This is a genomic window from Roseivivax halotolerans (assembly GCF_900115815.1).
Taxonomy (GTDB): domain Bacteria; phylum Pseudomonadota; class Alphaproteobacteria; order Rhodobacterales; family Rhodobacteraceae; genus Roseivivax; species Roseivivax halotolerans.
Genome location: NZ_FOXV01000009.1, coordinates 31831 through 55043, shown reverse-complemented (window position 1 = coordinate 55043; position 23213 = coordinate 31831). Strand labels below are relative to the sequence as shown.

23 protein-coding genes and 2 tRNA genes are annotated in these 23213 nt (G+C 64.4%); 12 read left to right on the top strand and 13 right to left on the bottom strand.

What is annotated here, in order from left to right; translation table 11 throughout:
• Nucleotides 1–31 precede the first annotated feature (31 nt).
• From argS to BM171_RS12970, 6 genes are all read left to right on the top strand, one after another.
• Nucleotides 32–1777, top strand: coding sequence for an arginine--tRNA ligase (gene argS, locus BM171_RS12995; RefSeq protein WP_093013075.1), 1746 nt, complete (start codon nucleotides 32–34; stop codon nucleotides 1775–1777).
• A 72-nt stretch (nucleotides 1778–1849) separates the two neighbouring features.
• Nucleotides 1850–2860: an SPOR domain-containing protein gene (locus tag BM171_RS12990; RefSeq protein WP_093013072.1), complete on the top strand. Its 1011-nt coding sequence runs from the start codon at nucleotides 1850–1852 to the stop codon at nucleotides 2858–2860.
• A complete protein-coding gene (locus tag BM171_RS12985) occupies nucleotides 2857–3861 on the top strand; it encodes a glycoside hydrolase family 3 N-terminal domain-containing protein (RefSeq protein ID WP_093013070.1) in 1005 nt (334 codons plus the stop codon). Before BM171_RS12990 ends, BM171_RS12985 begins: the two co-directional genes overlap by 4 nt.
• Nucleotides 3858–4652 carry a segregation and condensation protein A gene (locus BM171_RS12980; RefSeq protein ID WP_093013067.1) on the top strand — a complete coding sequence of 265 codons (795 nt, stop codon included), beginning with the start codon at nucleotides 3858–3860 and terminating at the stop codon, nucleotides 4650–4652. Before BM171_RS12985 ends, BM171_RS12980 begins: the two co-directional genes overlap by 4 nt.
• Nucleotides 4649–5323 carry an SMC-Scp complex subunit ScpB gene (gene scpB, locus BM171_RS12975; protein WP_093013063.1) on the top strand — a complete coding sequence of 225 codons (675 nt, stop codon included), beginning with the start codon at nucleotides 4649–4651 and terminating at the stop codon, nucleotides 5321–5323. The genes BM171_RS12980 and scpB overlap by 4 nt, the downstream gene beginning before the upstream one ends.
• A gap of 102 nt (nucleotides 5324–5425) precedes the next feature.
• Nucleotides 5426–5641, top strand: coding sequence for a hypothetical protein (locus tag BM171_RS12970; RefSeq protein ID WP_093013060.1), 216 nt, complete (start codon nucleotides 5426–5428; stop codon nucleotides 5639–5641).
• Nucleotides 5642–5704: 63 nt separating this feature from the next.
• On the opposite strand, the gene BM171_RS12965 is transcribed toward BM171_RS12970, so the two are convergent.
• The 9 genes from BM171_RS12965 to BM171_RS12925 all read right to left on the bottom strand — a co-directional run bounded on the left by BM171_RS12965 (nucleotide 5705) and on the right by BM171_RS12925 (nucleotide 12146).
• Complete coding sequence (locus BM171_RS12965) at nucleotides 5705–6250, bottom strand: DUF1236 domain-containing protein (RefSeq protein ID WP_093013057.1); 546 nt, start codon at nucleotides 6248–6250, stop codon at nucleotides 5705–5707.
• A gap of 140 nt (nucleotides 6251–6390) precedes the next feature.
• Nucleotides 6391–7470 carry a 2'-deoxycytidine 5'-triphosphate deaminase gene (locus tag BM171_RS12960; RefSeq protein WP_093013054.1) on the bottom strand — a complete coding sequence of 360 codons (1080 nt, stop codon included), beginning with the start codon at nucleotides 7468–7470 and terminating at the stop codon, nucleotides 6391–6393.
• A gap of 95 nt (nucleotides 7471–7565) precedes the next feature.
• Nucleotides 7566–7642 (bottom strand) — tRNA-Pro (locus tag BM171_RS12955).
• Nucleotides 7643–7704: 62 nt separating this feature from the next.
• Entirely contained in the window at nucleotides 7705–8709 is a 1005-nt protein-coding gene (locus BM171_RS19240) for a MerR family transcriptional regulator (RefSeq protein ID WP_245760262.1), read from the bottom strand.
• A gap of 8 nt (nucleotides 8710–8717) precedes the next feature.
• Nucleotides 8718–9020: an integration host factor subunit alpha gene (gene ihfA / locus BM171_RS12945; protein ID WP_093013051.1), complete on the bottom strand. Its 303-nt coding sequence runs from the start codon at nucleotides 9018–9020 to the stop codon at nucleotides 8718–8720.
• Between the two features lie 90 nt (nucleotides 9021–9110).
• Complete coding sequence (locus tag BM171_RS12940) at nucleotides 9111–10082, bottom strand: beta-ketoacyl-ACP synthase III (protein WP_093013048.1); 972 nt, start codon at nucleotides 10080–10082, stop codon at nucleotides 9111–9113.
• Nucleotides 10079–11185 carry a phosphate acyltransferase PlsX gene (plsX, locus tag BM171_RS12935; RefSeq protein WP_093013045.1) on the bottom strand — a complete coding sequence of 369 codons (1107 nt, stop codon included), beginning with the start codon at nucleotides 11183–11185 and terminating at the stop codon, nucleotides 10079–10081. The genes BM171_RS12940 and plsX overlap by 4 nt, the downstream gene beginning before the upstream one ends.
• Nucleotides 11186–11216: 31 nt before the next feature.
• On the bottom strand, nucleotides 11217–11423 hold the full coding sequence (gene rpmF, locus BM171_RS12930; RefSeq protein ID WP_093013042.1) for a 50S ribosomal protein L32: 207 nt from the start codon (nucleotides 11421–11423) through the stop codon (nucleotides 11217–11219).
• A 159-nt stretch (nucleotides 11424–11582) separates the two neighbouring features.
• On the bottom strand, nucleotides 11583–12146 hold the full coding sequence (locus BM171_RS12925) for a YceD family protein (RefSeq protein WP_093013039.1): 564 nt from the start codon (nucleotides 12144–12146) through the stop codon (nucleotides 11583–11585).
• 111 nt (nucleotides 12147–12257) lie between these two features.
• Between BM171_RS12925 and BM171_RS12920 the strand changes: the two genes are divergently transcribed.
• The 3 genes from BM171_RS12920 to BM171_RS12910 are packed head-to-tail and all read left to right on the top strand — an operon-like array spanning nucleotide 12258 to nucleotide 15388.
• Nucleotides 12258–12725, top strand: a complete 468-nt coding sequence (locus BM171_RS12920) for an outer membrane protein assembly factor BamE (RefSeq protein WP_093013036.1) — start codon at nucleotides 12258–12260, stop codon at nucleotides 12723–12725.
• A gap of 4 nt (nucleotides 12726–12729) precedes the next feature.
• Nucleotides 12730–13530 (top strand): GNAT family N-acetyltransferase, encoded by an 801-nt coding sequence (locus tag BM171_RS12915; RefSeq protein WP_093013033.1) that lies wholly within the window; start codon nucleotides 12730–12732, stop codon nucleotides 13528–13530.
• A gap of 49 nt (nucleotides 13531–13579) precedes the next feature.
• Nucleotides 13580–15388, top strand: coding sequence for an ABC-F family ATP-binding cassette domain-containing protein (locus BM171_RS12910; RefSeq protein WP_093013030.1), 1809 nt, complete (start codon nucleotides 13580–13582; stop codon nucleotides 15386–15388).
• On the opposite strand, the gene BM171_RS12905 is transcribed toward BM171_RS12910, so the two are convergent.
• Nucleotides 15385–16467: an AbrB family transcriptional regulator gene (locus BM171_RS12905; protein ID WP_093013027.1), complete on the bottom strand. Its 1083-nt coding sequence runs from the start codon at nucleotides 16465–16467 to the stop codon at nucleotides 15385–15387. The two genes, BM171_RS12910 and BM171_RS12905, sit on opposite strands and share 4 nt — an antisense overlap.
• An 84-nt stretch (nucleotides 16468–16551) precedes the next feature.
• Between BM171_RS12905 and BM171_RS12900 the strand changes: the two genes are divergently transcribed.
• Nucleotides 16552–17652, top strand: a complete 1101-nt coding sequence (locus BM171_RS12900; protein ID WP_093013024.1) for an acetoin utilization protein AcuC — start codon at nucleotides 16552–16554, stop codon at nucleotides 17650–17652.
• Nucleotides 17653–17662: 10 nt separating this feature from the next.
• Here the strand turns inward: BM171_RS12900 and BM171_RS12895 are convergent.
• A tRNA-Gly gene (locus tag BM171_RS12895) sits at nucleotides 17663–17736 on the bottom strand.
• A gap of 173 nt (nucleotides 17737–17909) precedes the next feature.
• Here BM171_RS12895 and BM171_RS18960 point away from each other — a divergent pair.
• Together BM171_RS18960 and BM171_RS12890 are read left to right on the top strand one after the other, a co-directional pair.
• Nucleotides 17910–18074, top strand: a complete 165-nt coding sequence (locus tag BM171_RS18960; RefSeq protein ID WP_175497551.1) for a hypothetical protein — start codon at nucleotides 17910–17912, stop codon at nucleotides 18072–18074.
• Between the two features lie 114 nt (nucleotides 18075–18188).
• Nucleotides 18189–19028, top strand: coding sequence for an SMP-30/gluconolactonase/LRE family protein (locus BM171_RS12890; protein ID WP_093013021.1), 840 nt, complete (start codon nucleotides 18189–18191; stop codon nucleotides 19026–19028).
• Nucleotides 19029–19109: 81 nt separating this feature from the next.
• On the opposite strand, the gene gghA is transcribed toward BM171_RS12890, so the two are convergent.
• Together gghA and BM171_RS12880 are read right to left on the bottom strand one after the other, a co-directional pair.
• Nucleotides 19110–21479 carry a glucosylglycerol hydrolase gene (gene gghA, locus BM171_RS12885; RefSeq protein WP_093013018.1) on the bottom strand — a complete coding sequence of 790 codons (2370 nt, stop codon included), beginning with the start codon at nucleotides 21477–21479 and terminating at the stop codon, nucleotides 19110–19112.
• A gap of 19 nt (nucleotides 21480–21498) precedes the next feature.
• Entirely contained in the window at nucleotides 21499–23130 is a 1632-nt protein-coding gene (locus tag BM171_RS12880; RefSeq protein WP_093013015.1) for an alpha-D-glucose phosphate-specific phosphoglucomutase, read from the bottom strand.
• Nucleotides 23131–23213: the final 83 nt, after the last annotated feature.

Sequence of the window (23213 nt, the reverse complement as noted above, 5' to 3'; positions counted from 1 at the left end):
AGGAAGCGGCGCAGCCCAGGAGCACGCCGAGATGAACCTCTTTTCCGAGATCGGAACCCTTGTCACCCAGGCCATCGCCGCGCTTCAATCCGAAGGCGCGCTGCCGGAGGATCTGAACCTTGCGCCCGTGACGGTCGAGCCGCCGCGCGATCCCGCGCATGGCGACATGGCGACGAATGCCGCGATGGTTCTCGCAAAGCCCGCGGGGAAAAAGCCGCGCGACATCGCCGAAGCGCTGGTGCCGCACCTGACCGCCGATCCGAAGATCGCCGAGGCGAGCGTCGCGGGGCCGGGCTTCATCAACATGCGTCTTGCCGACAGCGTTTGGCAGGCCATGCCGCGCACGGTTCTGAGCTCTGGAGAGCGTTTCGGCCGTTCGGATATGGGCGCGGGCCAGAGCGTGAACGTCGAGTATGTCTCGGCAAACCCGACCGGGCCGCTCCATGTCGGCCATACGCGGGGCGCCGTGTTCGGCGATGCGCTGGCGGCGCTTCTCGATTACGCCGGCTATTCCGTGACGCGGGAATACTACATCAACGACGGCGGCGCGCAGGTCGATGTGCTCGCCCGGTCCGTCTACCTGCGCTACCTCGAGGCGCACGGGCACGAGGTGGAGTTTGCCGACGGCACCTATCCTGGCGATTACCTGATCGAGGTCGGCCAGGCGCTCAGGGACAAGGTCGGCGACGCCTATGTCGATGCCGGCGAAGAAGTCTGGCTCGAGGACGTGCGCGAGTTTGCCACGGATGCCATGCTGGATCTCATCCGCGAGGATCTGAAGCGCCTCGGCATCGAGATGGATGTCTTCTATTCCGAAAAGTCGCTGTATGGCACCGGCCGGATCGAGGCCGCGATCGAGGATTTGCGCGCCAAGGGCCTGATCTACAAGGGTGTTCTCGAGCCGCCGAAAGGCAAGACGCCCGAGGATTGGGAGCCGCGCGAGCAGACGCTCTTCAAGTCGACCGAATATGGTGACGATGTCGACCGGCCGATCATGAAGTCGGACGGGGCCTGGACCTATTTCGCGCCCGATATCGCGTATCACTATGACAAGGTGAGCCGCGGCTTCGATCAGCTCATCGATGTCTTCGGCGCCGACCACGGCGGATACGTGAAGCGGATGAAAGCGGCCGTTGCGGCGCTGTCCGACGAGAAGACACCGCTCGACATCAAGCTCACCCAGCTCGTGAAGCTGTTCAAGAACGGCGAGCCGTTCAAGATGTCCAAACGGGCAGGCACGTTCGTCACCATGCGCGACGTGATCGACGAGGTCGGTCCGGACGTGACCCGCTTCGTGATGCTGACGCGCAAGAACGATGCGCCGCTCGATTTCGATTTCGACAAGGTGCTGGAGCAATCCAAGGACAATCCGGTCTTCTACGTGCAATACGCCCATGCCCGGATCTCGTCGGTGCTGCGCAAGGCGGACGCCGCGGGGATCAACGTCTCGGATGCCGCGCTCGCCGAGGCTGATCTTTCGGGCATGATTCATCCTTCGGAACTCGCCGTTGCGAAGAAGCTCGCCGAATGGCCGCGTCTCGTCGAGATCGCGGCGCGCGGGCACGAGCCGCACCGGGTGGCGTTTTATCTGTATGAATTGGCGTCCGAACTGCACGCGCTCTGGAACAAGGGCAACGATGTTCCCGAGCTGCGCTTCCTGCAGGAGGGCGATCCCGCAACAAGCCAGTCGAAAATCGCGCTGGCCCGTTCGGTGGCGGTTGTCTTGGCATCGGGTTTGGGTATCCTTGGGGTCGAACCGGCAGAAGAAATGCGCTGACGAAACAAGCGCCACGCCGGTCTGGCAGAGCAGTGAAACCAGCGCGACACGCCGCTGGAACGAGAGGCAGGCATGGCGGATACGTATCGCTCCGGCCCCGATGAGGGGGAGGCGTCCTTCGGGACTCTGACGAAAATCACACATCTGACAGGCGCGGCCTTGTCGCTGGCCCTTATTGTCGGTGTCGGCGTCTGGGGCACGAAGCTCGTGATGCGGGATGTCTCAGGCATCCCGGTGGTCAAGGCACAGGAGGGTCCGATGCGTATGCAGCCGGAGAATCCGGGCGGCCAGGCAGCGAGCCACCAGGGCCTCGCCGTCAACGACGTCGCAGGGCAGGGCACGGCACCGCCGCCGCCCGAGCAACTGACGCTCGCTCCGAAAGATGCCTATCTGACGGCCGAGGATGTGGCCGCGGCCCGGCTCTTCGCGGCGGAAGCGCAGAAGGCCAAGAACGCCGCGCGCGCCGCTGCCATCGCAAAGCCGAACGCCCCTGAGGATACGCCGGAAGAGCTGACGCTCGCGGCGCTTGTCGAAGAGGTGACCGCCGGGGCCGAGCCGCTTTCTGCGCCCGCGCCGCAAGAGGCCGCATCCGAAAACGAGGCGCCAGACGCGACTGAAAGCGTGTCCGAAGCCCCGATCCCCGAGGATGGCGACGAGATGGAGAAGGCCGCAATCGACGCGACCATCGCGCTGGCTCTGTCTGGTGAGAGCGGTGTCGCGAAATCGCTGAAGCCCAAGCGTCGTCCTGACGGTCTACGGACCGCCTCGCTGTCGCCGCTCACGGCCGCCGAGGCCGACGCGGCCCGCGAGCTTGACGCCGGCTCGATCGAGGCCGGGACACGGCTTGTCCAGCTTGGCGCCTTCGACAGCGAAGAGGTCGCCCGCGCGGAATGGGGCAAGCTCGCCGCCCGGTTCGAGGATTACCTCGGCCCCAAGACACGCGTGATCCAGAAGGCTCAATCGGGCGGAAAGACCTTCTACCGCCTCCGCGCGCATGGCTTCAGCGATCTGTCTGATGCACGGCGGTTCTGTGCGGCGCTCGTCGCCGAAGGCACCGATTGCATCCCGGTCGTCGCACGATGAGCCGGTTCGGGGCGGCCATCCTTGCGCCCGGGGGCACGACCCTCGGGGCAAGCGAGCGCCGCCTCTTTGCCGAGACGAACCCGTTCGGCTTCATTCTCTTCTCTCGCAATCTCGAGAACCCCGACCAGATCAGCGCGCTGACGGCGGACTTGCGCGACGCGGTGGGCCGGGACGCTCCGATCTTCATCGATCAGGAAGGCGGACGTGTGCAGCGCCTTCGCCCGCCCCTGGCGCGAAGCTGGGATGCGCCGCTCGAATTTGCGGCCCGCTACGGGGACAATGCGGCGCAGGCATTCTACCTGCGCTATCGTATCATCGCTGCCGAACTCAGAAGCTACGGCATCGATGGCAATTGCGCGCCGACCCTCGATATCGCGCGCGACGAGACACATTCGGTTTTGCACCATCGCTGCCTCGGCACATCGGTCCGGGCCGTGACCGAGCGGGGCCGCGCGGCGGCGCAGGCGCATTTCGACGGCGGCGTTCTGCCGGTGATGAAGCACATGCCGGGGCACGGGCTCGCCAAGCTCGACAGCCATCTCGCCCTGCCGCGGATCGATGCCGCGCCCGACGATCTGATGCAGGCCGATTTCGCCGTGTTCCGCGCCTTCGCGGATTTGCCGCTCGGCATGACCGCGCACCTTGTCTTCGAAGCCTTTGACCGGCAGCCCGCAACGATCTCTAACCGGATGATCGCGCTCATCCGGCAGGAACTGGGCTTCCGCGGCTTCCTGATGACCGACGATATCTCGATGGAAGCGCTGTCGGGGACCGTGCCCGAGCGCGGCGCTGCGGCCATCGCGGCGGGCTGCGATTGCGTCCTGCATTGCAACGGCGAGATGGACGAGATGGCGCCGCTGATGGAGCGGGTGGGCAAGATGAGCGCCGAATCCCATGTGCGCGCGGTCGCGGCGCTGACCGCCCGGCGGGATCCGGGCGAGGTTGACATCGCGGAACTCTCCGCCAAGCTTGATGCGCTTCCATCTGAGCGCGCGGGATGACCGAAGAGACAGAGTTCGACCTCCAACCGATATCCGTAGCCGATCGCCTCGAGGCGGAGGCGCTGATCGTCGATGTGGACGGGTTCGAAGGTCCGCTCGATCTGCTTCTCACATTGTCCCGAACGCAGAAGGTCGACCTGCGGCGCATTTCCGTTTTGGCGCTGGCGCGGCAATACCTCGCGTTCGTCGAAAAGGCGAAGGAGCTCAGGATCGAGCTTGCCGCGGATTACCTCGTCATGGCCGCGTGGCTCGCCTTCCTGAAATCGCGTCTGCTCCTGCCGCCTGATCCAACCGAGGAGGGCCCGTCGGGCGAGGAACTCGCCGAGCATCTGGCCTTTCAACTTGAACGGCTCCAGGCGATGCGGGACGTGGCTGCCCGGCTCATGGGGCGCGATCAACTCGGCCGGGACTTCTTCAAGCGCGGCGTGCCCGAGAAGATGGAGCATGTGCGGCGCATCAAGTATACCGCGACCATTCTCGATCTCATGCAAGCCTATGCGCGCATCCGAACGCGTGACGAATTCCGCCCCTTCGTCATGGACCGCGACCGCGTCTTCACAATGGAAATGGCGCTAGAGCGGATGCGCGGGATGATCGGGTTCGCGGGGACCTGGACGGATATCTCTGCCTACATGCCCGAGGGATGGGACAGCGATCCGGTCCGGATGCGGTCGGCTACGGCCTCGACTTTCGCGGCCTCGCTGGAACTCGTGAAGGAAGGCAAGGCTGAACTGCGTCAATCCGAACTCTTTGCCCCGATCGAGCTGCGCCGGAGGGAGGGCCGCGAATGAGCGACGAGACTGAGGCCCCTGAAGACGCGCCCGCCGAGACGCTCTTCGAGGCGCCGCCGATGGGCGAGCAGGAGCGAATGGTCGAAGCGATTCTCTTTGCTTCGGCGGAACCCGTGACGGTGCGCGATCTCAACAACCGGATGCCGCACGGGGCCGATGCCGCCGAGGCGCTCGTGCACCTTGAAAAGCGCTACGAAGGCCGCGGGGTTCGCGTCGTGCGCGTGGGTGACGCCTGGGCGATCCGCACCGCGCCAGATCTCGGCTTCCTGATGCAGAAGGAAACGGTCGAGACCAAGAAGCTCAGCCGCGCGGCGATCGAGACGCTTGCGATCATTGCTTACCATCAGCCGGTCACCCGCGCCGAGATCGAGGAGATCCGCGGCGTGTCTGTCAGTCGGGGGACGGTGGATCAGCTTCTCGAGATGGAATGGATTCGCTTCGGCCGCCGCCGCATGACACCGGGCCGGCCCGTGACCTTCGTGGTGACGCAAGATTTCCTTGACCATTTCGGCCTCGAAAGCGCGCGCGATCTTCCGGGCCTGAAGGAACTGCGCTCTGCGGGGCTTCTGGAAAGCCGGCCACCGCCCGGCACGATGCCCAGTTCTGGCGAGGGTGATCCCGATGCAGAGGAAGAGACCGATGAGGGCCAGAGCGAGTTGTTCGAGGATTGAGCGTGATCACGCATATTTTCATCTGTGGAAACGCAGCGGCCCATAAAATGGCACAATCCGATGCTAATTTGATGAAAATGCCATGAGAGCAACGAGGCTACGATGAATGCGAACGGGATCATGAACATGGTGATGCGCATGGTGATGCGTAAGCTGGTCGGCAAAGGTGTGAATGCCGGGATCGACCGCGCCTTCGGCAAGGGCAAATCGCATGACGAGATGACCCCCGAAGAGCGCCGCCGCGCAAAGGGCGCAAAGCAGCAGACGCGTCAGGCCGGAAAGGCGATGCGCGCCGCCCGGCGCATTGGCCGCTTCTGACCAAGTCTATGAAAAGGGCCGGACGCAGATCGCGCCCGGCCTCTTTCTGTCATGCTTGAGTGCTTAGTTTGACGGGACGTAGACGATTTCCCGCGTATCCACATCGACGATCGCCACCCGTTCGTTCAGCGTGACATAGCTGTAGGGCTCATCGGGCACATTGTAGAGCGTGACGTCCTGCGGCACGACCGTGCCCACGGCGACCGGCTCGGCGAAGGTGACGGTCTGCACAGGATTGGCATCGGCGTAGACGATGACCGTCTCGTAAGTCGGATCGACATCGGTTCGGACCACCGCCACGACTTCCGAGCGGTCCCAATCATATGTCATGACGGGTATCCGGTCGAAATCGACATCGAGCGCGGCTTTCTGCACCCAGCCCGCCGTGCCAGCCAGATCGACGCGGCACCAATCGACCGCTTCGAGGCACACATTCACGGAAAACTCGGTATCCGCAGGTACGGTTGCAACGATATCGCTGGTGCTGTCAGGCGTCAGCATGAGGTCGAGCGTTGCGTCTTCGGAGGTGATGACCTGGGAATATGCGGGCACAGCCATCACGGCGCAAAGCGCGGATCCGGCGAAGAGTGTTTTGGTCTTGGTCAGCATTTGCTTGCTCCCATTCTGCAAATCGGCCGTCGCGGCCGCGATGGACAGACAAGCTGCAAATGCGGGTTTTCGTTCCGCAATCCCGGTGAGATCGGCGGAGAATGGGCGGTTTCAAGCCAGCGCGCTGCGCCGGTTCCCGCTCAAGCTCGGAAATGTTTCGATAGCTTGAGGCCCTGGCCCTGGTAGTTCGAAGCGATTCCCGCGCCGTAAAGCTGTGCCGGAGCCTCGTCCATCCGCTCGTAAACGAGCCGCCCGACGATCTGCCCATGCTCCAGCACGAAGGGCGCTTCGTGGCAGCGCACTTCGAGAACGCCGCGCGATCCTGTACCACCCGCGCCCGCATGGCCGAAACCGGGATCGAAGAAACCGGCATAATGCACCCGAAACTCCCCGACCATCGCAAGATAGGGCGCCATCTCGGCAGCATAGGCGGGGGGGATGTGGACCGCTTCGCGGCTCACGAGAATATAGAAGGCGTCGGGATCGAGAATGATCCGGCCCTCGCGCGTGCGGATCTCTTCCCAATACTCCGCCGGATCGTAATGTCCAAGGCGATCCAGATCGATCACGCCGGTATGCGGCTTCGCCCGGTAACCGACGAGGTCATCGTCTTCGCCGGGGCGCAGATCGACCGAGAAGCCAAGCCCGTCGCGAATGAGGGCGGGCCCGCCATTCACGAGCGTTTCGGCTTCGTGCAACGCTCGCAATTCGTCATCGTCCAGCACAGACCGTCCGTTTCGGAAGCGGATCTGGTTGAGCCGCATGCCCGTCCGCGCGAGAACGGAGAAAGAGCGCGGGCAGATCTCTGCGTAAAGCGGACCGGAATAACCCGGCGCGATGCGGTCAAACTCGATACCCTCGTCGGTGATCGTGCGGGTCAGAAGATCGAGCCGCCCGGTCGAGCTTTTGGCATTGGCGATCGCAGCAATGCCGTCCGGCAGATCGAGGCGTTCCAGAAGCGGCACGAGATAGACGCAGCCTTTTTCCAGAACGGCGCCGCCCGACAGATCGACGCGGTGCATCTCGAATTCCTCGAGGCGGCTTGCGACGTTGCGGCCCGCACCCGCGAGAAACGAGGCGCGCACGCGGATGGCCTCATGTCCGAGACGCAGATCGAGACTGGCAGGCTGAACCTGACCTTCGGCCAAGGGCGCACCGGGCGTGATCGCACCTTTCGCGATCATCGCTTCGATCTGTTGGCTGGCCAGCACACCCGTCATCGGCTCGTCCCCTCGCGCGTTCGGTCCTGTCTAGCAATGACAGGCCGAGGAAGGGAACGCCTAAGCGGCGTTACTGCATGATTTTGTGTGAAAACTGGTCGGGCTAGCAGGACTCGAACCTGCGACCTTCCGTCCCCCAGACGGACGCGCTACCAGGCTGCGCCATAGCCCGACTTGTCGCGCTGTCATACTCTATCTGTTCGCCGTCGCAACCCCTTACGGCGCGATTTTTCTTTATCTGGCAGCGGTGCCGAGGGCGCGCAATTTCTCGACGAGCGGCGCAATGGACGCGGCCTCTGCCGCGGTCAGCGAACCCAAGGCGCCAATATAGGCGAGGGGGCCGGCTTCGGGTTCCGCGGGCTCTGTCGGTTGGTCCTCGACAGCCGGCGCATCGCTTTCGCCGCGCTCGGCCAAGGGCTTGGCAAGGAATTCCGGCGTGTCGCCGAGAAGCGTATCTTCCTCCGAGCGCTCTGCCACATGCGTGTCTGCGGGCATATCGGTCGGAGCAGGGTCGGGTGCATCGGACGTGTCGGAGAGCGTCTCCTCGGAGACGAAACCTTCCCCGAGCGCTGAAGGCGTCTCGAAGAGGGGGCCGTCTGTCGGGGCCGGGTTCACCGTCTCATCCGGCTCGCCGTCTTCCGTTTCTGCGGCGATCTTGTCGAGCGCCTCGGCGGTCTCCACACGGTCGGGATCGGGCAGATCGGCTTCCGGGATATCTGCGGACACCTCCTCGGGTTCAGGCGCGGGTGCCGTGTCTTCCGGCGGCAGCGGATGTTGCGGCGGTGTCTCTGGCGCGGCATCCGCCTCGGAGGGCGTCTCTTGAAGGGAGCCCGTAAAGGGAACCACAGTTGACGCAGGCGCTTCCGCCTCGACGAACGGCGCTTCCTCGATCTGCTCCGCGCCCGTCTCTTCGGCGTCCTCGTACGCGGAGTCGTCCAGCGTCCAATCGTCTTCGCTTTCGCCGGGCAGGGTGGCCGACAAACCGGAAACAGCGCGAATGCCTTGTTCAGACAGCATTTTCTGAACGCCTTTGATCGTCATGCCATCGTCGTGCAGGAGTTTCTTGATCCCGCCGAGCAGCATCATGTCCGCTGGACGATAATAGCGCCGCCCGCCCGCGCGCTTCACGGGCTTCACCTGCGTGAACTTGCTTTCCCAGAAGCGGAGGACATGGGCGGGGGTTTCTAGCCACTCCGCCACCTCGCTGATGGTGCGAAAGGCGTCGGGGGATTTGCTCATGTCTCGCGTCAGCCTTTGTTGCCCGCGGCGACCCGCTCTTTCATCAGGTGCGAGGGGCGGAAGGTAAGAACCCGGCGGGGCTGGATCGGCACTTCCTCGCCGGTCTTGGGGTTCCGGCCGACCCGGGCCGCCTTGTCCCGCACGGAGAAGGTTCCGAAGGACGAGATCTTCACCTGCTCCCCGGCAACGAGGGAATCGGACATATATTGCAGCACCGCTTCGACCAGATCGGCGCTTTCGTTGCGCGACAGGCCCACCTCGCGAAACACCGCTTCGCTCAGATCCATGCGGGTCAGAGTTTTCTCGCCCATGCGCATTCCCCAGGTTAACATTTTCGCGAGTTTAGGCGCGCCTCAATTTCCGAGTCAATATCAAGGGGTTGGGCGCGGGATTTCAAGCGGCTACCAGCGCAGAACAACGGAGCCCCACGCGAGGCCGCCGCCGATGGCTTCGGTGACGATCAGATCGCCGGCTTTGAGCTGCCCACGCGCCTTGCCAACCGAGAGCGCCAGCGGGATCGAGGCGGCAGAGGTATTGCCGTGATCCTGCACGGTGACGATGACGTTTTCCATCGGCAGACCGAGCTTTTTTGCCGTGCCGGTGATGATGCGGATATTGGCCTGGTGCGGCACGACCCAATCGACATCCGAGCCCGTCAGCCCGACCTTGGCGAGCGAGGTCGTCGCGGTCTGGGCGAGCTTCTCGACAGCGTGGCGGAAGACTTCCTTGCCCTCCATCCGCAAATGGCCGGTCGTGTTGGTCGAGACGCCGCCATCGACGTACAGGATATCCTTGAAGCGGCCGTCCGAATTGAGATCGGTCGCGAGGATGCCGCGATCCTGGACGTTGCCCGTTCCGATCTTGGCCTCGAGGATCACAGCCCCCGCGCCATCGCCGAAAAGAACGCAAGTCGAGCGATCGGACCAGTCGAGGATCTTCGAGAACGTCTCTGCGCCGATCACCATCACCCGCTCGGCCTGGCCCGAAAGGATAAGCGCATTGGCATTGGCGAGCGCATAGATGAAGCCCGCACAGACGGCCTGGACATCGAAGGCGAAGCCCCGCGTCATGCCAAGCGCCGATTGCACCATAGTGGCGGAAGAGGGGAAGGTGAGGTCTGGAGTCGAGGTCGCGACGATCAACGCATCGAGATCTTCCGGTACGAGGCCCGCATCGCTCAGCGCCGCGCGCGCTGCGTGTTCGGACATCATCGAGGTCGTCTCGCCCTCGGCTGCGAAGTGCCGCCGCTCGATGCCGGAGCGCGAGCGGATCCATTCGTCGGACGTCTCGAGAGTTTTCTCGAACTCGGAATTTTCGACAACACGTTCAGGGAGATAGTGGCCGCATCCGGCCACCACGGCGCGCAGCGTCATGTATGGGTCCCGTCCTCACCGGCAGATTGCACGGCATCCTCTGCGAGCTCCGCCGCGGATGCAACCCGCGCTTTCAAACGATCCGTGAAGCCCGATTCGGCCAGTCGGAATGCCAGTTTCACCGCCGCCGAGATACCGGTCGCGTCAGCCGCGCCGTGAGATTTGACCACCGTGCCGTTGAGGCCGAGGAATACGCCGCCATTGACGCGGCGCGGGTCGATCCGCTTGGACAGGCGCTTGAGCGAGGTAAAGGCCAGAAGCGAGGCGATGCGCGACAGGGGCGAATAGGCGAAGGCCTCGCGCAGCAGATCGCGAATGAGGCTCGCCGTGCCTTCGCCGGTCTTGAGCGCGACGTTGCCGGTGAAGCCGTCCGTCACGATCACATCCGCGGCATTGCCCGGAATGTCGCCGCCTTCGACGAAACCAACGAAATCGAACTCGGCATCCTCGGCAGTCTGGCCGATGAGCTGATGCGCGTCGTGAAGCTCCGACCGGCCCTTGTGCTCTTCGGTGCCGACATTCAGAAGCCCGACGCGCGGCCGCTCGAGCGCGAGCCCGTTGCGCGCGTAAGACACGCCCATCAGCGCGTATTGCAGAAGATCCTTGGCGTCCGCGCGAATATCCGCGCCCACGTCCAGCATGACGTTGAAGCCTTGCGGCGAGCGTGAGGGCCAGAGGATCGCGATGGCCGGACGGCTGACGCCGGGAAGTTTGCGCAGCCGCACCATCGACAGCGCCATCAGCGCGCCTGTGTTGCCGCAGGACACCGCAACCGTCGCTTCGCCGTCACGCACCGATTCCAGCGCGGACCACATCGACGTGCCCTTGCCATGCCGCATGACCTGGCTCGGTTTGTCGTCCATCGAGACGACCCCATCCGCATGGCGGATCTCGCAGCGCCCGGCGAGGGGCTTCGATTTCGCGACAAGCTTGTCGAGCACAGCGGAATCGCCATGCAGGATAAAGCGGACCTCGGGGTTCTTCTCGGCAGACGCAGCGATACCGGCGACAACCGCCGCCGGCCCCTGATCTCCGCCCATCGCGTCGATGGAAAGCACCACCCCGGAAGTGCCCGTCATCCGCTGATCCTGCTGGGAGGTCATGGAGTGGGGCCTTTCGCCGGTTCAGATGCGCTCAGGCTGCGTCTTCGTCCAGATCGATCTCGTCAGCGACGGAGACGACTTCACGCTCTGCGTAGTGGCCGCAGGCGGGGCAGACGTGATGCGGGCGCTTGAGCTCACCGCAATTGTCGCATTCGTTCGGATTTGCCGGGTTCAGGGAATCGTGAGCGCGGCGCTTGTTGCGGCGCGACTTGGAAACCTTGTTCTGTTGGACGGCCATGTCTCAACCTCAATATTGTATGCGGGCAGATCTGTGCCCGGCGTGGTGTCGGGAATTCTGGCGGGCTGATAGTCCCTATCACCGCCCGCTGGCAACCCGGAATTCGCAAGAAGGCGCGAACATAGTCAGGAACACTGCGAACGCAAGGGAAATCTGGGCCTAATCCGCGTCGCCTTCGGAGAGTTTCCGCTTGAGATCGGCCAGACCGGCAAAGGGTTTGGTATCTTCCTCGCGGATCGGCTCAGCGCCATCGGGCCGCGCCTCGGCGCTGGCCTCGGGGGCATCCTCGATGCGCGGATAATCCGGTGCGGCGAGCGAGAGTGCCTCGATCATCACGCTGGCGGGATCGATCACCTCTCCGAGCGGCTCGACGGTCTCGTCCTCGGGCATCTCGACTTCCGTACCGGGATCGGGCGTGTCCATCATCGTCTCGGGCCGAAAGGTCCGCTCCACATGCGTGTCGATCCGGGTCGTAACAGGAGCGAGCGTGACGACACAGGATTGCTGTACCGTCGCGCCAAGCTGACCCTCGAGCCGCCAGCCATGCTTCCCGAGCGGCTTGATCTCTCCGGTGAAGACGAGCTTCCGCACGGCCAGAAAGCCAAGCGTCTCGGCAATGCCGGCCCGTTCCTCGGCACCCGGAGAGAGTGCGAAGGCGGTCGGCGCGCGGGTGGCGAGCGCTGCGACCCGGAAGGGGCCCGGCGCGGCTTCGGGATCTGGCATGGCGTGCAAGCTCCTGATCGGATTCGTGTTGGGTTGCACCGGCTTGATTGCCGGAGCGACCTTATGTAAGCGGGATAGAAGGCGCAAAGGGGCCAAGGCAAGAGGGACGCAATGACGGGTAGCCAATCGCGGGCACGGCGCACCGCCTTCCTTTTGTGCGCAGGAGCGGCAACGTGGCTTGCGGCCTGCACCGCCGATTTCCGCAATCATGGCTATGTTCCGCCAGAAGAGGATCTTCAGGCTATCGTGCCCGGGATCGACACGCGCGCGACGGTCGAAGAGACGGTGGGCGTGCCGACCGCATCAGGCGTTCTGTCGGACAGTGCCTATTACTGGGTCGGCTCGACCATGCGCCACTTCGCCTGGCAAAAGCCCGAAGTCGTCGAGCGCGAGGTCGTCGCGATCTCCTTCACGCAGGATGGCGTCGTCTCCAACATCGAACGCTACGGCCTTGAAGCCGGCCGCGTCGTGCCGATCTCGCGGCGCGTCACCGATACGGCCGGCGGGGATATCGGCTTCATCCGCAAGCTCTTCGGCAATATCGGCTCGCTCAACCCGGCAGGGCTTATCGGAGAATAAGGCCATGTCCCGCTCGCCCGATCTCGTCGAAGGCAAGGTCGGAGCGGGCGATCGGCCCATATCTACGGCTGAAATACACCTCGAGAAGGGCCGCTACCGTGCGCGTCAGGCGGTCACCCCGGCGGATGTCGAGGCGGCGCAGCGCATGCGCCATCGCGCATTCAAGGGCGGGGCCGAAGGGATCGACGCGGATGCCTATGACGCGCGGTGCCTGCACATCCTGATCGAGACCCGAGAGACCGGTGCACTTGTCGCCTGCTTCCGGCTTCTGCCGCTGGCACGCGGCGATCAGATCGACCGGTCCTATTCGGCGCAGTTCTACGAATTGTCGGCGCTGGCAGATTTCAACGGCCCGCTCGTCGAGATGGGCCGGTTCTGCATTGCGCCCGAGGCGCGCGACCCGGACATCCAGCGCATCGCATGGGGGGCGCTGACGGCTTATGTGGACGAGGCGGGAATCGAGCTTCTGTTCGGCTGTGCTTCCTTCGCCGGCACCGACGAGACCGCCTACCTCGACGCATTCGCGGCGCTAAAGGCACGGCATCTCGCACCGCCCCGATGGCTTCCGCGGATCAAGGCCCCGAAGATCTTTCCCTTCGCCCGCAAGCTGGCCCGCGTGCCTGACATGCGCGAGGCGATGCGCCGAATGCCGCCCCTGCTGAAAACGTATTTGGCGATGGGCGGATGGGTCAGCGACCATGCGGTGATCGACGAGGAGATGAACACGCTGCACGTCTTCACCGGCGTCGAGATCGGGCGCATCCCGCCTGCGCGCAAGCGGGCGCTGAGGGCCGCGGCAGGCTGACGTCTTCGCCCTTGCGGGGCCGCGCCGCGGCTGCCATATCGCGCCCATCATGGCACAGGCACCGCTTCTTCAGCTCTCGGGCATCTCGCTCACCTTCGGAGGTGAGCCCGTCTTTTCGGATCTCGGTCTCGTCGTGCAGCCGGGCGACCGCGTTGCGCTCGTGGGGCGGAACGGGTCCGGCAAATCGACGCTGATGAAGGTGATGGCCGGTCTCGTGGAGGCCGACGACGGCACGCGCGTCGTACCGCCCGGCATCTCCGTCGGCTACATGGAGCAGGAACCTGATCTGACCGGCTTCGCGACGCTTGGCGATTTCGCGGTCTCTGAACTGGACGCCTCCGAGATGTACCGCGTCGAGGCCGCGTCGGAAGGGCTGAAATTCGACCCCGCGCGCCCGGTAGAGACGGCGTCGGGCGGCGAGCGCCGCCGCGCCGCGCTCGCCAAGCTCATGGCCGAGGATCCCGAGCTGCTGCTGCTCGACGAGCCCACGAACCACCTTGATATCGAGGCGATCGGCTGGCTCGAACGCGAGTTGAAATCGACGCGTAAGGCCTTCGTTCTCATCTCGCACGACCGACGTTTCCTGTCCGAGCTGACGCGCGCGACGCTCTGGATCGACCGGGGCGCGGTGCGGCGGGCCGAGCAGGGCTTCGAGCATTTCGAGGCCTGGCGCGACAAGGTTTGGGAAGAAGAAGACCAGCAGCGCCACAAGATGGACCGCAAGATCAAGGCCGAAGCCCGTTGGGCCGTCGAAGGAATCTCCGCTCGGCGCAAGCGCAACCAGGGTAGGGTCCGCGCGCTGCAGGATCTGCGCGCCGAACGTGCGGCGATGATCCGGCGGCAGGGCACGGCGGCGATGGATCTCGCCTCGGGGCCGAGCTCCGGCAAGAAGGTGATCGAGGCCGAGGGTATCGCCAAGTCCTTCGACGACAAGACGATCCTCAAGGACTTCTCGATCCGCATCCAGCGCGGCGACCGGGTGGCCTTCGTCGGCCCCAACGGCGTCGGGAAGACGACCCTCATAAAGATGCTGACCGGGGAAGAGACGCCAGATACCGGCGACGTGAAACTCGGCACCAACCTCGTGCCGGCGATCTTCGATCAGTCGCGGTCGCGGCTCGATGGGGAGATGAGCCTTTGGGAGAACCTTACCGGCGATCCCGAAATGCGCGTCTCCGGCAAAGCCGACCAGATCCTCGTGCGCGGCGAGCCGAAACACGTCGTCGGCTACCTCAAGGAGTTCCTTTTCGATGAGCGGCGCGTGCGCGCGCCCGTGCGCTCTCTGTCGGGCGGCGAAAAGGCCCGGCTGCTCCTCGCCAAGATCATGGCGCGGGAATCGAACCTGCTGGTGCTCGACGAGCCGACGAACGATCTCGACATCGAGACGCTCGACCTCTTGCAGGATCTCCTGGGCGATTACGACGGCACGGTCCTTCTGGTCAGCCACGACCGAGATTTTCTTGATCGCGTCGCGACGACCACCGTCGCGATGGAAGGGTACGGGCGCGCCACGGTCTATGCGGGCGGCTGGTCTGATTACCGCAGCCAGCGCGGCGAGACCACAGCCGCGCCGGAGGCCCCGAAAGCGCAGCCTGCGAAGAAGGCAGAGCCGAAGCCGAAACCCGGCAAGTCAGGACTGAGTTTTTCCGAGAAGCACCGGCTCGAGGAATTGCCGGGCGTCATTGAACGGCTCGAAGCGGAGATCGGCAAGCTTAACCAGCTCCTGACCGATCCCGGCCTTTACGAGCGAGAGCCCGTCAAGTTCCGCAAGGCCACCGAAGCGCTGTCCGAACGGCAGGACAAGCTGTCAGCGGCGGAGGAGGAATGGCTCGTGCTTGAGGAAAAGGCTGGCGGCTAGCCGCGCGGACCCGCAAGCCCGAACCAGCGGGCAGTCAGCGCGAGCGTTCCGACCGTCATGAGAATTCGCAAAACGTGAAAGAGGCTGACGAGCGCGGGGTTCACCGCGAGCGACAGCGCGATCAGCGACATCTCCGTCACGCCGCCCGGCGCGAAGCTGAGAAGAAGCTGCATCAATTCCATGCCTGTCAGCCGCGCCAAGGCAAGCGACAAGAGCGCGCCGACGATCAACATGAAGGCCACGGACAGGGCCGACAGCACGACGCCGCGCCGGATATGCGACGCGGTGATCCCGAGAAACCTTAGTCCAAGGCTCGTGCCCACGACGACCTGCGCCACGGCGATGGGCCAGAACGGCAGGTGCAACTCGATAACCCCGGCCAGACTGAAACCGGCGGTGATGAGCAAGGGCCCGATGATATGACCCGCAGGCATGTGAATGACGCGCGCCATTGCGAGTCCTGCCGCCGCCGCAATTGCCATCAGCACGAAATCCTTCGTCTCAGGCGGAATGCCGCCATTGGGCGCGACACCTGCCGCGCTGCCGACCGGCGCGCCAATCCAGATCGACAAGGCGGTCGGCACCAGCGTCACCACGAAGATGATCCGCAGGAATTGCTGAAGCGTAAGGATGCGGACATCGGCGCCTGCCTCCTCGCCAAGCGCGATGGATTCGAGCAGCCCGCCTGGCGTGCCCGAGAAAAACGCCGTCGCCCGGTCGTAGCCGCCGAGCTTGTGGAAAATCAGCGTGTTGCCGCCATGCGCGACGAGAATGAAAACGAGTATACCGGCGAGGGCCACCGGCAGCGCGGCGAGATCGCGCAGAAGCTCGGGGCTGGCCTGCGTGCCGATCATCACGCCGATGAGCGCGATGAAGGTGATCCTGAGAGGATTGGGAAAGTGGTAGTCCCGAAGCGGTCCGTCCTGGAAGGCGATGACCGCCAGTGCCGAAGCCCCGAGCGCGCCCAGCATCCAGGGCATCGGCAGATGCGCCCAGGCCGCCATCGCGCCACCAAGCGCACCGAACGCGATGAGCGCGGCGGTCAGAAGCAGGGTGCGAGTGTCCGGGAAGGCGGGCATGAGCGGGGCTTAGGCGCAATTTGCGAGGCCTGCAATCCATCCCGCCCTTGGCGCTTTGCAAAGCCGGCTTAACTGCAGGGCGGCATGGGGAAGACGTATTTCATAGGATCGAACATCTATCGCGGCTCCCGCTACGGGCGGCTGCATCCTTTGTCGATCGAGCGGGTACCGGCAGTGATCGACCTCGGACGCGCCCTCGGCTGGTTGCCGGAGAGCCAGTACCGCACGAGCCCGCGCGCCAAGCCCGCCGCGCTGACGGCGTTTCACACGCCCGACTACGTCGATGCGCTGATGCGCGCGGAGGCGCGGCAGTCGGTGCCGCCAGAGGAGCGGCAAACTTACGGTCTCGGCACCCTGTCGAACCCGGTCTTTCCCGAGATGTATCGCCGCCCGGCAACGGCCGCGGGCGGCGGGCTCCTGGCTGCCGAACTCGTGGCGCAGGGCGGTGTCGTGCATAATCCGGGCGGCGGCACCCATCACGGATTTCCCGGCCGCGCTGCGGGCTTTTGCTATCTCAACGAGCCGGTCCTGACGATCCGGCGGCTCCTCGCGATGGGTCTGACACGCATTCTTTACGTCGATATCGACGCGCATCACGGCGATGGCGTGGAGGCGGCGTTCGCGGGCTCGGAGATGGTTCGTATGATCTCGCTCCACGAAGAGAACCGCTGGCCGTTTACCGGCAAACTCGAAGAGGACGGGCAGGGGGCGGCGCTCAACCTGCCGCTACCTCGCGGGGCGCATGACGGCGATTTCGAGCACGCGCTCGAAGAGCTGATCCTGCCTCTCGCGGACGTCTTCCGGCCCGAGGCGATCTTCCTGCAATGCGGCGCGGATGCGGTGCTCGAAGATCCGCTCTCGCGCCTTGCGATGTCGAACAACGCGCATTTCCGTGCTGCCGCCGCGCTGCGTCCGCTCAGCCCGCGCCTCATCGTCTCGGGCGGCGGCGGCTACAATCCTTGGACGGTCGCGCGGCTCTGGACGGGCATCTGGGCGACGCTGTCGAACCGCGAGATCCCCGATCACCTGCCTGCCGAGGCGCGCGCGGTGCTTGAAGCGCTGTCATGGTCGCGCACGGGCAAGCCGAGCGAGGCGCTGCTGTCGACCATGCGGGACGTGCCGCGCCATGGTCCCGCAAGCCAAGAGGTGCGCGAGCGCGTTGCGGCATTGCGACGTCGGATCTGAAGGGGAGGCTTGGAGCGGGTGAAGGGAATCGAACCCTCGTCGTCAGCTTGGGAAGCTGCTGCTCTACCATTGAGCTACACCCGCAACGCGAACGCCATCTAGCACCGCGTCTCGGATGGGATCAAGCGCGATCGCACGGCAGATGTGCGCCGATGTTGCAGCCAGACGAGACAACGTGACTTGCGTGAAACAGGATTGCGCGGCATCCTTTGAACTGTTCGGTTTAGTTTTGCGCGATACCTGAAAGGAGATGCGCCATGTCGATCAAGGCTACTCGCAAATCTCTCGCCTTTCCGCGGCGTGATTTCACACTCTGCAAGGCAACGCTCCTTGCCGCGCTGATCGGCATTGGCTTCATGGCGGGCCATATAGAAGCGGCTGCCGATGGTGACGTGGCACGCATCGAGACGGCGCTCACCTGAGGCGCCTGATCGGGCCACGCTCGATCTGCCAATCATGACCTGACGCGCACCGGGGGTGGCATCGCCCCGCGCTTTCCCCCAAGCTGCGCTCCGAGGCTAGGAGAGGAGCGCATCATGATCTTCAGCGATACCGTCTGCCAATTGGGCGAGGGGGCGCTCTGGCACCCGGAGGAGGGCGCGCTTTACTGGTTCGACATCCTCGGCAAGCGACTCTTTCGCCATGACGGGACTGGTCAGCGCGACTGGAGGTTCGACGAGATGGTCTCGGCGGCGGGCTGGATCGACCAGGGGCGACTGCTCATCGCCTCTGAGACGAGGCTCTTCACTTTCGATACGGCGCGCGAGGAGGAAGAGGATGTCATTGCGCTTGAGTCGGATCGCGATGCGTTCCGGTCCAATGACGGGCGCGCCGATCCCTGGGGCGGGTTCTGGTGTTCGACCATGCGCAAGGACGAGGACGGCGCGGGCGGCGCGATCTATCGTTTCTACAAGGGCGAATTGCGCGCGCTCTACGAAGATCTGTCGATCCCGAACTCGATCTCCTTCGCGCCGGGCGGGGCCTACGCCTATTTCGCGGACACCCCGACACGGAAGATTATGCGTGTGACACTCGACGAAGACGGCTGGCCGGCGGACGAGCCGGATGTCTTCGTCGACCTGGGCCAGGAGAGCCTCAACCCCGACGGGTCCGTCGTGGACCGGCAAGGCAATCTCTGGAACGCGCAATGGGGGGCAGGCCGCGTCGCCTGCTACAATCCCGACGGGCAATTCATGACGGCGATCGGTCTTGCGGCGGGACAAGTCTCGTGCCCCGCGTTCGGCGGACCCGATTTCGCGACGCTCTATGTCACCTCGGCTGCGAAGAACGCGCCGGAGGACGACCAGCTTGCGGGTGTCACCTTCGCGGTGCCCACCGGGTTCAAAGGGCAGGAGGCCCACCGGGTGGCGCTCTGAGGCCGCCCCGAGGGGCGGGCGAGAGGCGCTGCCTCTCGCGCTCTCCGAAGTATTTCCGGCCAGATCATGGGAAGAGCGCGCTCAATCTTTACGCGTGAAGACGAGCGCCATCGAATCCTTCAGGATCAGTGGTCCCGAGATGTAATCCTTGCCGATCCCCGGAGAGGCAAGGGCAAGCTCCCAGCCGAACCCTTCTGTGCCGGGCACGCCAAGGCGCAGCGGATCGAGATCGCCGGTCTCCTTCCCTTCCATATGGATCACCGAATAGACCTGCTCACCATCGGGGCCATGCCGGAGCGAGGTGAAAATCGTCCTCCCTACGAGCGGCTCGAGATAGGAGAAGTGATCCTTCTGTCCGTAATTGTCCCTGAGCCACGGCCGGGCGGCGCGGAACCGGCGCAGATCATGCGTGAAATTGCATTGCACCGGATCGAGGCCGCCGAGCGAATGGGTGATGTTGCAGTATTCGTGCATGTCATCCATCCAGGCGCGCGCGATCTCCTTGAGGCTGTCCACGGTATACTGCGGCCCGGCGAGCTTGGGCTCGGTCGTGTTGAGAAGCCGGGCGATGTCCTCAAGGTCGTAATCGGTCACCTCGACCAGCGCGGGCAGGAAGGTCAGGAATCGCGACAGGTCCTCGCGCGTCTCGTAGCCAAGCGCTTTCAGACGGGTGAAGTTGCCGGGGATCGAGTAGGAATATTCATCGACCTGCCAGCGGAGCGAGATCGCCTCTTCGGCCACGACCTTGACGCCGTATTTGTCGTCCTGGTTGCGTACGAAGCCCCAAGACGCCCGCGCCATCGCATTGAGGAAATCCATCGGCACGCCCGGCAGTGCAACATAGGTCAGCGTATGCGCCGCGGGATTGTCATAGGCTTTGTCGAGGATCTCCATCCGCGTGTTGCCGAGGCGGGTGTTCACGTTGAGCTTCGGGCTCACCTGCGTGCCCCGGCGAAGCGTGTCGTGGTTCGAGCAGCCCGAGATCCAGTTCGAACCGACGTTCAGGCACTCACGGATCCGCCAGTATTTCCCGAGCCAGAACGTGTAGAGGAACGGGGTATTGTGGGCGAAGGTCAGGGGGCCCCACTGGAAGACGTCGTCGTCGCGCTGGCTCTCGATCACCGAGCGGTAGGTCGAGGACAGCTCCCAGTCCTCTTCCGGCCAAGGCCGGCCATCCTCGAAGATGATCCACGGACGGTAGGACGTGCCCGCAACGTCCTGGACGATGTCGGCCATGCTTTGCAGGTACTCGTCGTCATGGCGCAGCACCTGCGCGGTCGCATCCCAGTATTTGAAGTCCTGCGCGCCATCGACGCGGACGCCATCGGCGCCGAAATTGACCTTGCGCCGCTGCATCTCCAGCAGGATCGCCCGCACGGCGGGGTTCTGGTAGTCGAGGTTCTGGCCGTACATGTTCGGCCCGGCGAAGAAATGTCCGCTGAGGACGCGCAGGCCCTGATTGTCCGAATGGCCGTAGACCACGTCGAAGACGAGCCGCTTCGGCCCGCCCGGGAAATTGTGCAAAACAGCGGCGAGATCGACAAGCTCATCGGGGCGTCCCGTCTCGAGCAGCACCGGGTTCACCGTCGCCATTCCGGCGATGACGTTGTCGTATCCCCAGTTGGTCGTATTGGGCCGGAGGAGCGAGACTGTGACGCTCGTGTCATTGCCGTCGCTCTCCTCCCAGAAATCCGGGCCGGTCTCGTAGACGGTGGTCGGCTCCACGGGCAGGAGCTGCACGCCCTCATAGCCTGCAAAGAGCATATCGGAGGGCTCGAGCGGCAGGTCCGCTTCGATCCGTGCGGCCAGACGTTCGAACTGGCGCGTGAGCGAGGCGAGCGTGCCGCCGCCTGTCGCGGTGGGCACATGGATCTGCAGGATGTTCGTCACCGGGCCGAACTTGTGCGGCGTTTCACCGGCGAGCGCCTGCCAATATTCGGTATCGCCCCGCGCGCCGAGCATCGCATCGACGTCATAGAGCTCCGCCGGTGCCATCGCGCCAAAGGGCAAGGATATGGCGAGCGGGTCGAGGATGCGGTGCCAGCCATCCTCCGCGTCGCGCCAGCAGAGCGCGTAGAAATCGCCGATCGCGTCTCGGGTGCCGGCGCGCATGCCCCGGACCGCAACGAAGCAATGCACCTCGGTGCGGATCACCGGGATATAGATGCGCTCGAAGGTGACGTCCTGATGCGAGCGGGTGAGATCGAGCGGCTCGGTGGGGCGCAGCACTTCGAGGAAGATGTCGCCCGAGGGCACGCGCGCATCCTGCAGCTCGGGAACCCAGAAGCCGAACCGCGCGATGCGAGCCTCGTCCACATGCGCGCCGAGACTGCGGGCGACGATCTGTTCTCCGGCAAAGCGCGTCTCCGCCGTCATCAAGGCCTGATCCGCGGCAGCGGCCATCTCCTCTGACAGGGCTTCGTCGAATGTGATCTCGTCTGCAAGCGCCATGCGCGGCTCCTTTTGTCTGTCAGGTGGTCACGTCCGGGGCGTCGCGACCCGTGCGGTCCTTGATCCCGGCAACCGCCTCGGCGGCGGCGATGACCGGGGCGAGTGCCTCTTCGGGGGCGAGATCAAGCCGTTCGGGATCGGTCTCCGCACGCTCGAGATAGACGCGCAAGGTCGCGCCCGAGGTGCCGGTGCCCGACAGGCGGAAGACGATGCGGCCCTGCTCGGCGAGCGTCAAACGAATGCCCTGACCCTCGGCAGTGCTTCCATCGACGGGGTCGTGATACGAAAACTCGTCGGCCTTCTCGATCATCAGGCCACCCGCATCGCTGTTCCGAAGCTCCGGCAGCTTGGCACGCAGATCGTTCATCAGCCCTTCGGCGGCGGCGCTGTCCACGCCTTCATAGTCGTGTCGGGAATAGTAGTTGCGCCCGTATTCAAACCAGTGATCGCGCATCGTCTCGGCCACCGATTTGCGCGTTTCGGCCAGGATGTTGAGCCAGAAGAGCACGGCCCAGAGCCCGTCCTTTTCGCGCACATGGTCCGAGCCCGTACCGGCGCTTTCCTCGCCGCAGATCGTCACGCGACCATCGTCGAGGAGATTGCCGAAATATTTCCAGCCGGTCGGCGTCTCGTAGCAGGTGAGATCGGTGCGGAGCGCCACCCGGTCGAGCGCGCGGGAGGTCGGCATGGAGCGGGCAACGCCCTTCAGTCCGTTCTTGTAGGCCGGTATGAGCGTGGCATTGGCTGCCAGAACTGCGACGCTGTCCGAAGGTGTGACGTAGCAATTCCGCCCGACGATCATGTTGCGATCGCCGTCACCATCGGAGGCCGCACCGAAATCCGGGGCATCGGGTCCGTGCATCTCGTCCATGAGGGCCTTGGCCCAGATCGGGTTCGGATCGGGATGGCCGCCACCGAAATCGGGTTTGGGATCTGCGTTGACGACGCTGCCGGCTGCCGCCCCGAGCGCATCTTCGAAGATCGCCTTTGCATAGGGGCCGGTCACAGCATGCATTGCGTCGAAGCGCATGGTGAAGCCGCTCTCGAAAAGCGCGCGGATCGCACCGAAATCGAAGATCCGCTCCATCATCGCGCGGTATTCTTCGACCGGATCGACCACCTCGACCACGGTCTCGTGCAGGCGCGTTTCACCCGGCGCGGAGAGGTCGATATCCTGGCTTTCGAGGATGAAGTAGCGAACGCAAGACTTTGTCGCTTCGAAGATTTTCGAGGTCACGCTTTCCGGGGCGGGGCCGCCGTTAGCAGTGTTGAACTTGACGCCGAAATCCTCTTCGGGGCCTCCGGGATTGTGGCTGGCCGACAGGATGATCCCGCCATCGGCCTGCCGCTGACGGATGAGATTGGAAGCCGCCGGGGTCGACAGAAGCGCGTCGCGCCCGACGATGACCTTCGCAGCGCCCGACGCGGCCGCCATCCGCAACACGACCTGCGCGGCGCGATCGTTGAAGTAGCGGCCGTCTCCGCCGAGAACGAGCGTCTTGCCGTCGACGCCGCCGATCCCGTCCCAGATCGATTGGATGAAATTCTCGAGATAATGGCGCTCCATGAAGACGGGGGTCTTCTTGCGAAGGCCCGACGTGCCGGGCTTCTGTCCGTCGATGGGTCGCGTATCGACCGTCAGGATATCCATCTCGGCCTCCTTTATTGTTATGGCGTCCGCTGCCCCAAAGCATGTCGCGGTGGCACGGAATGGCAAGGGGCTGGACCGAAAAG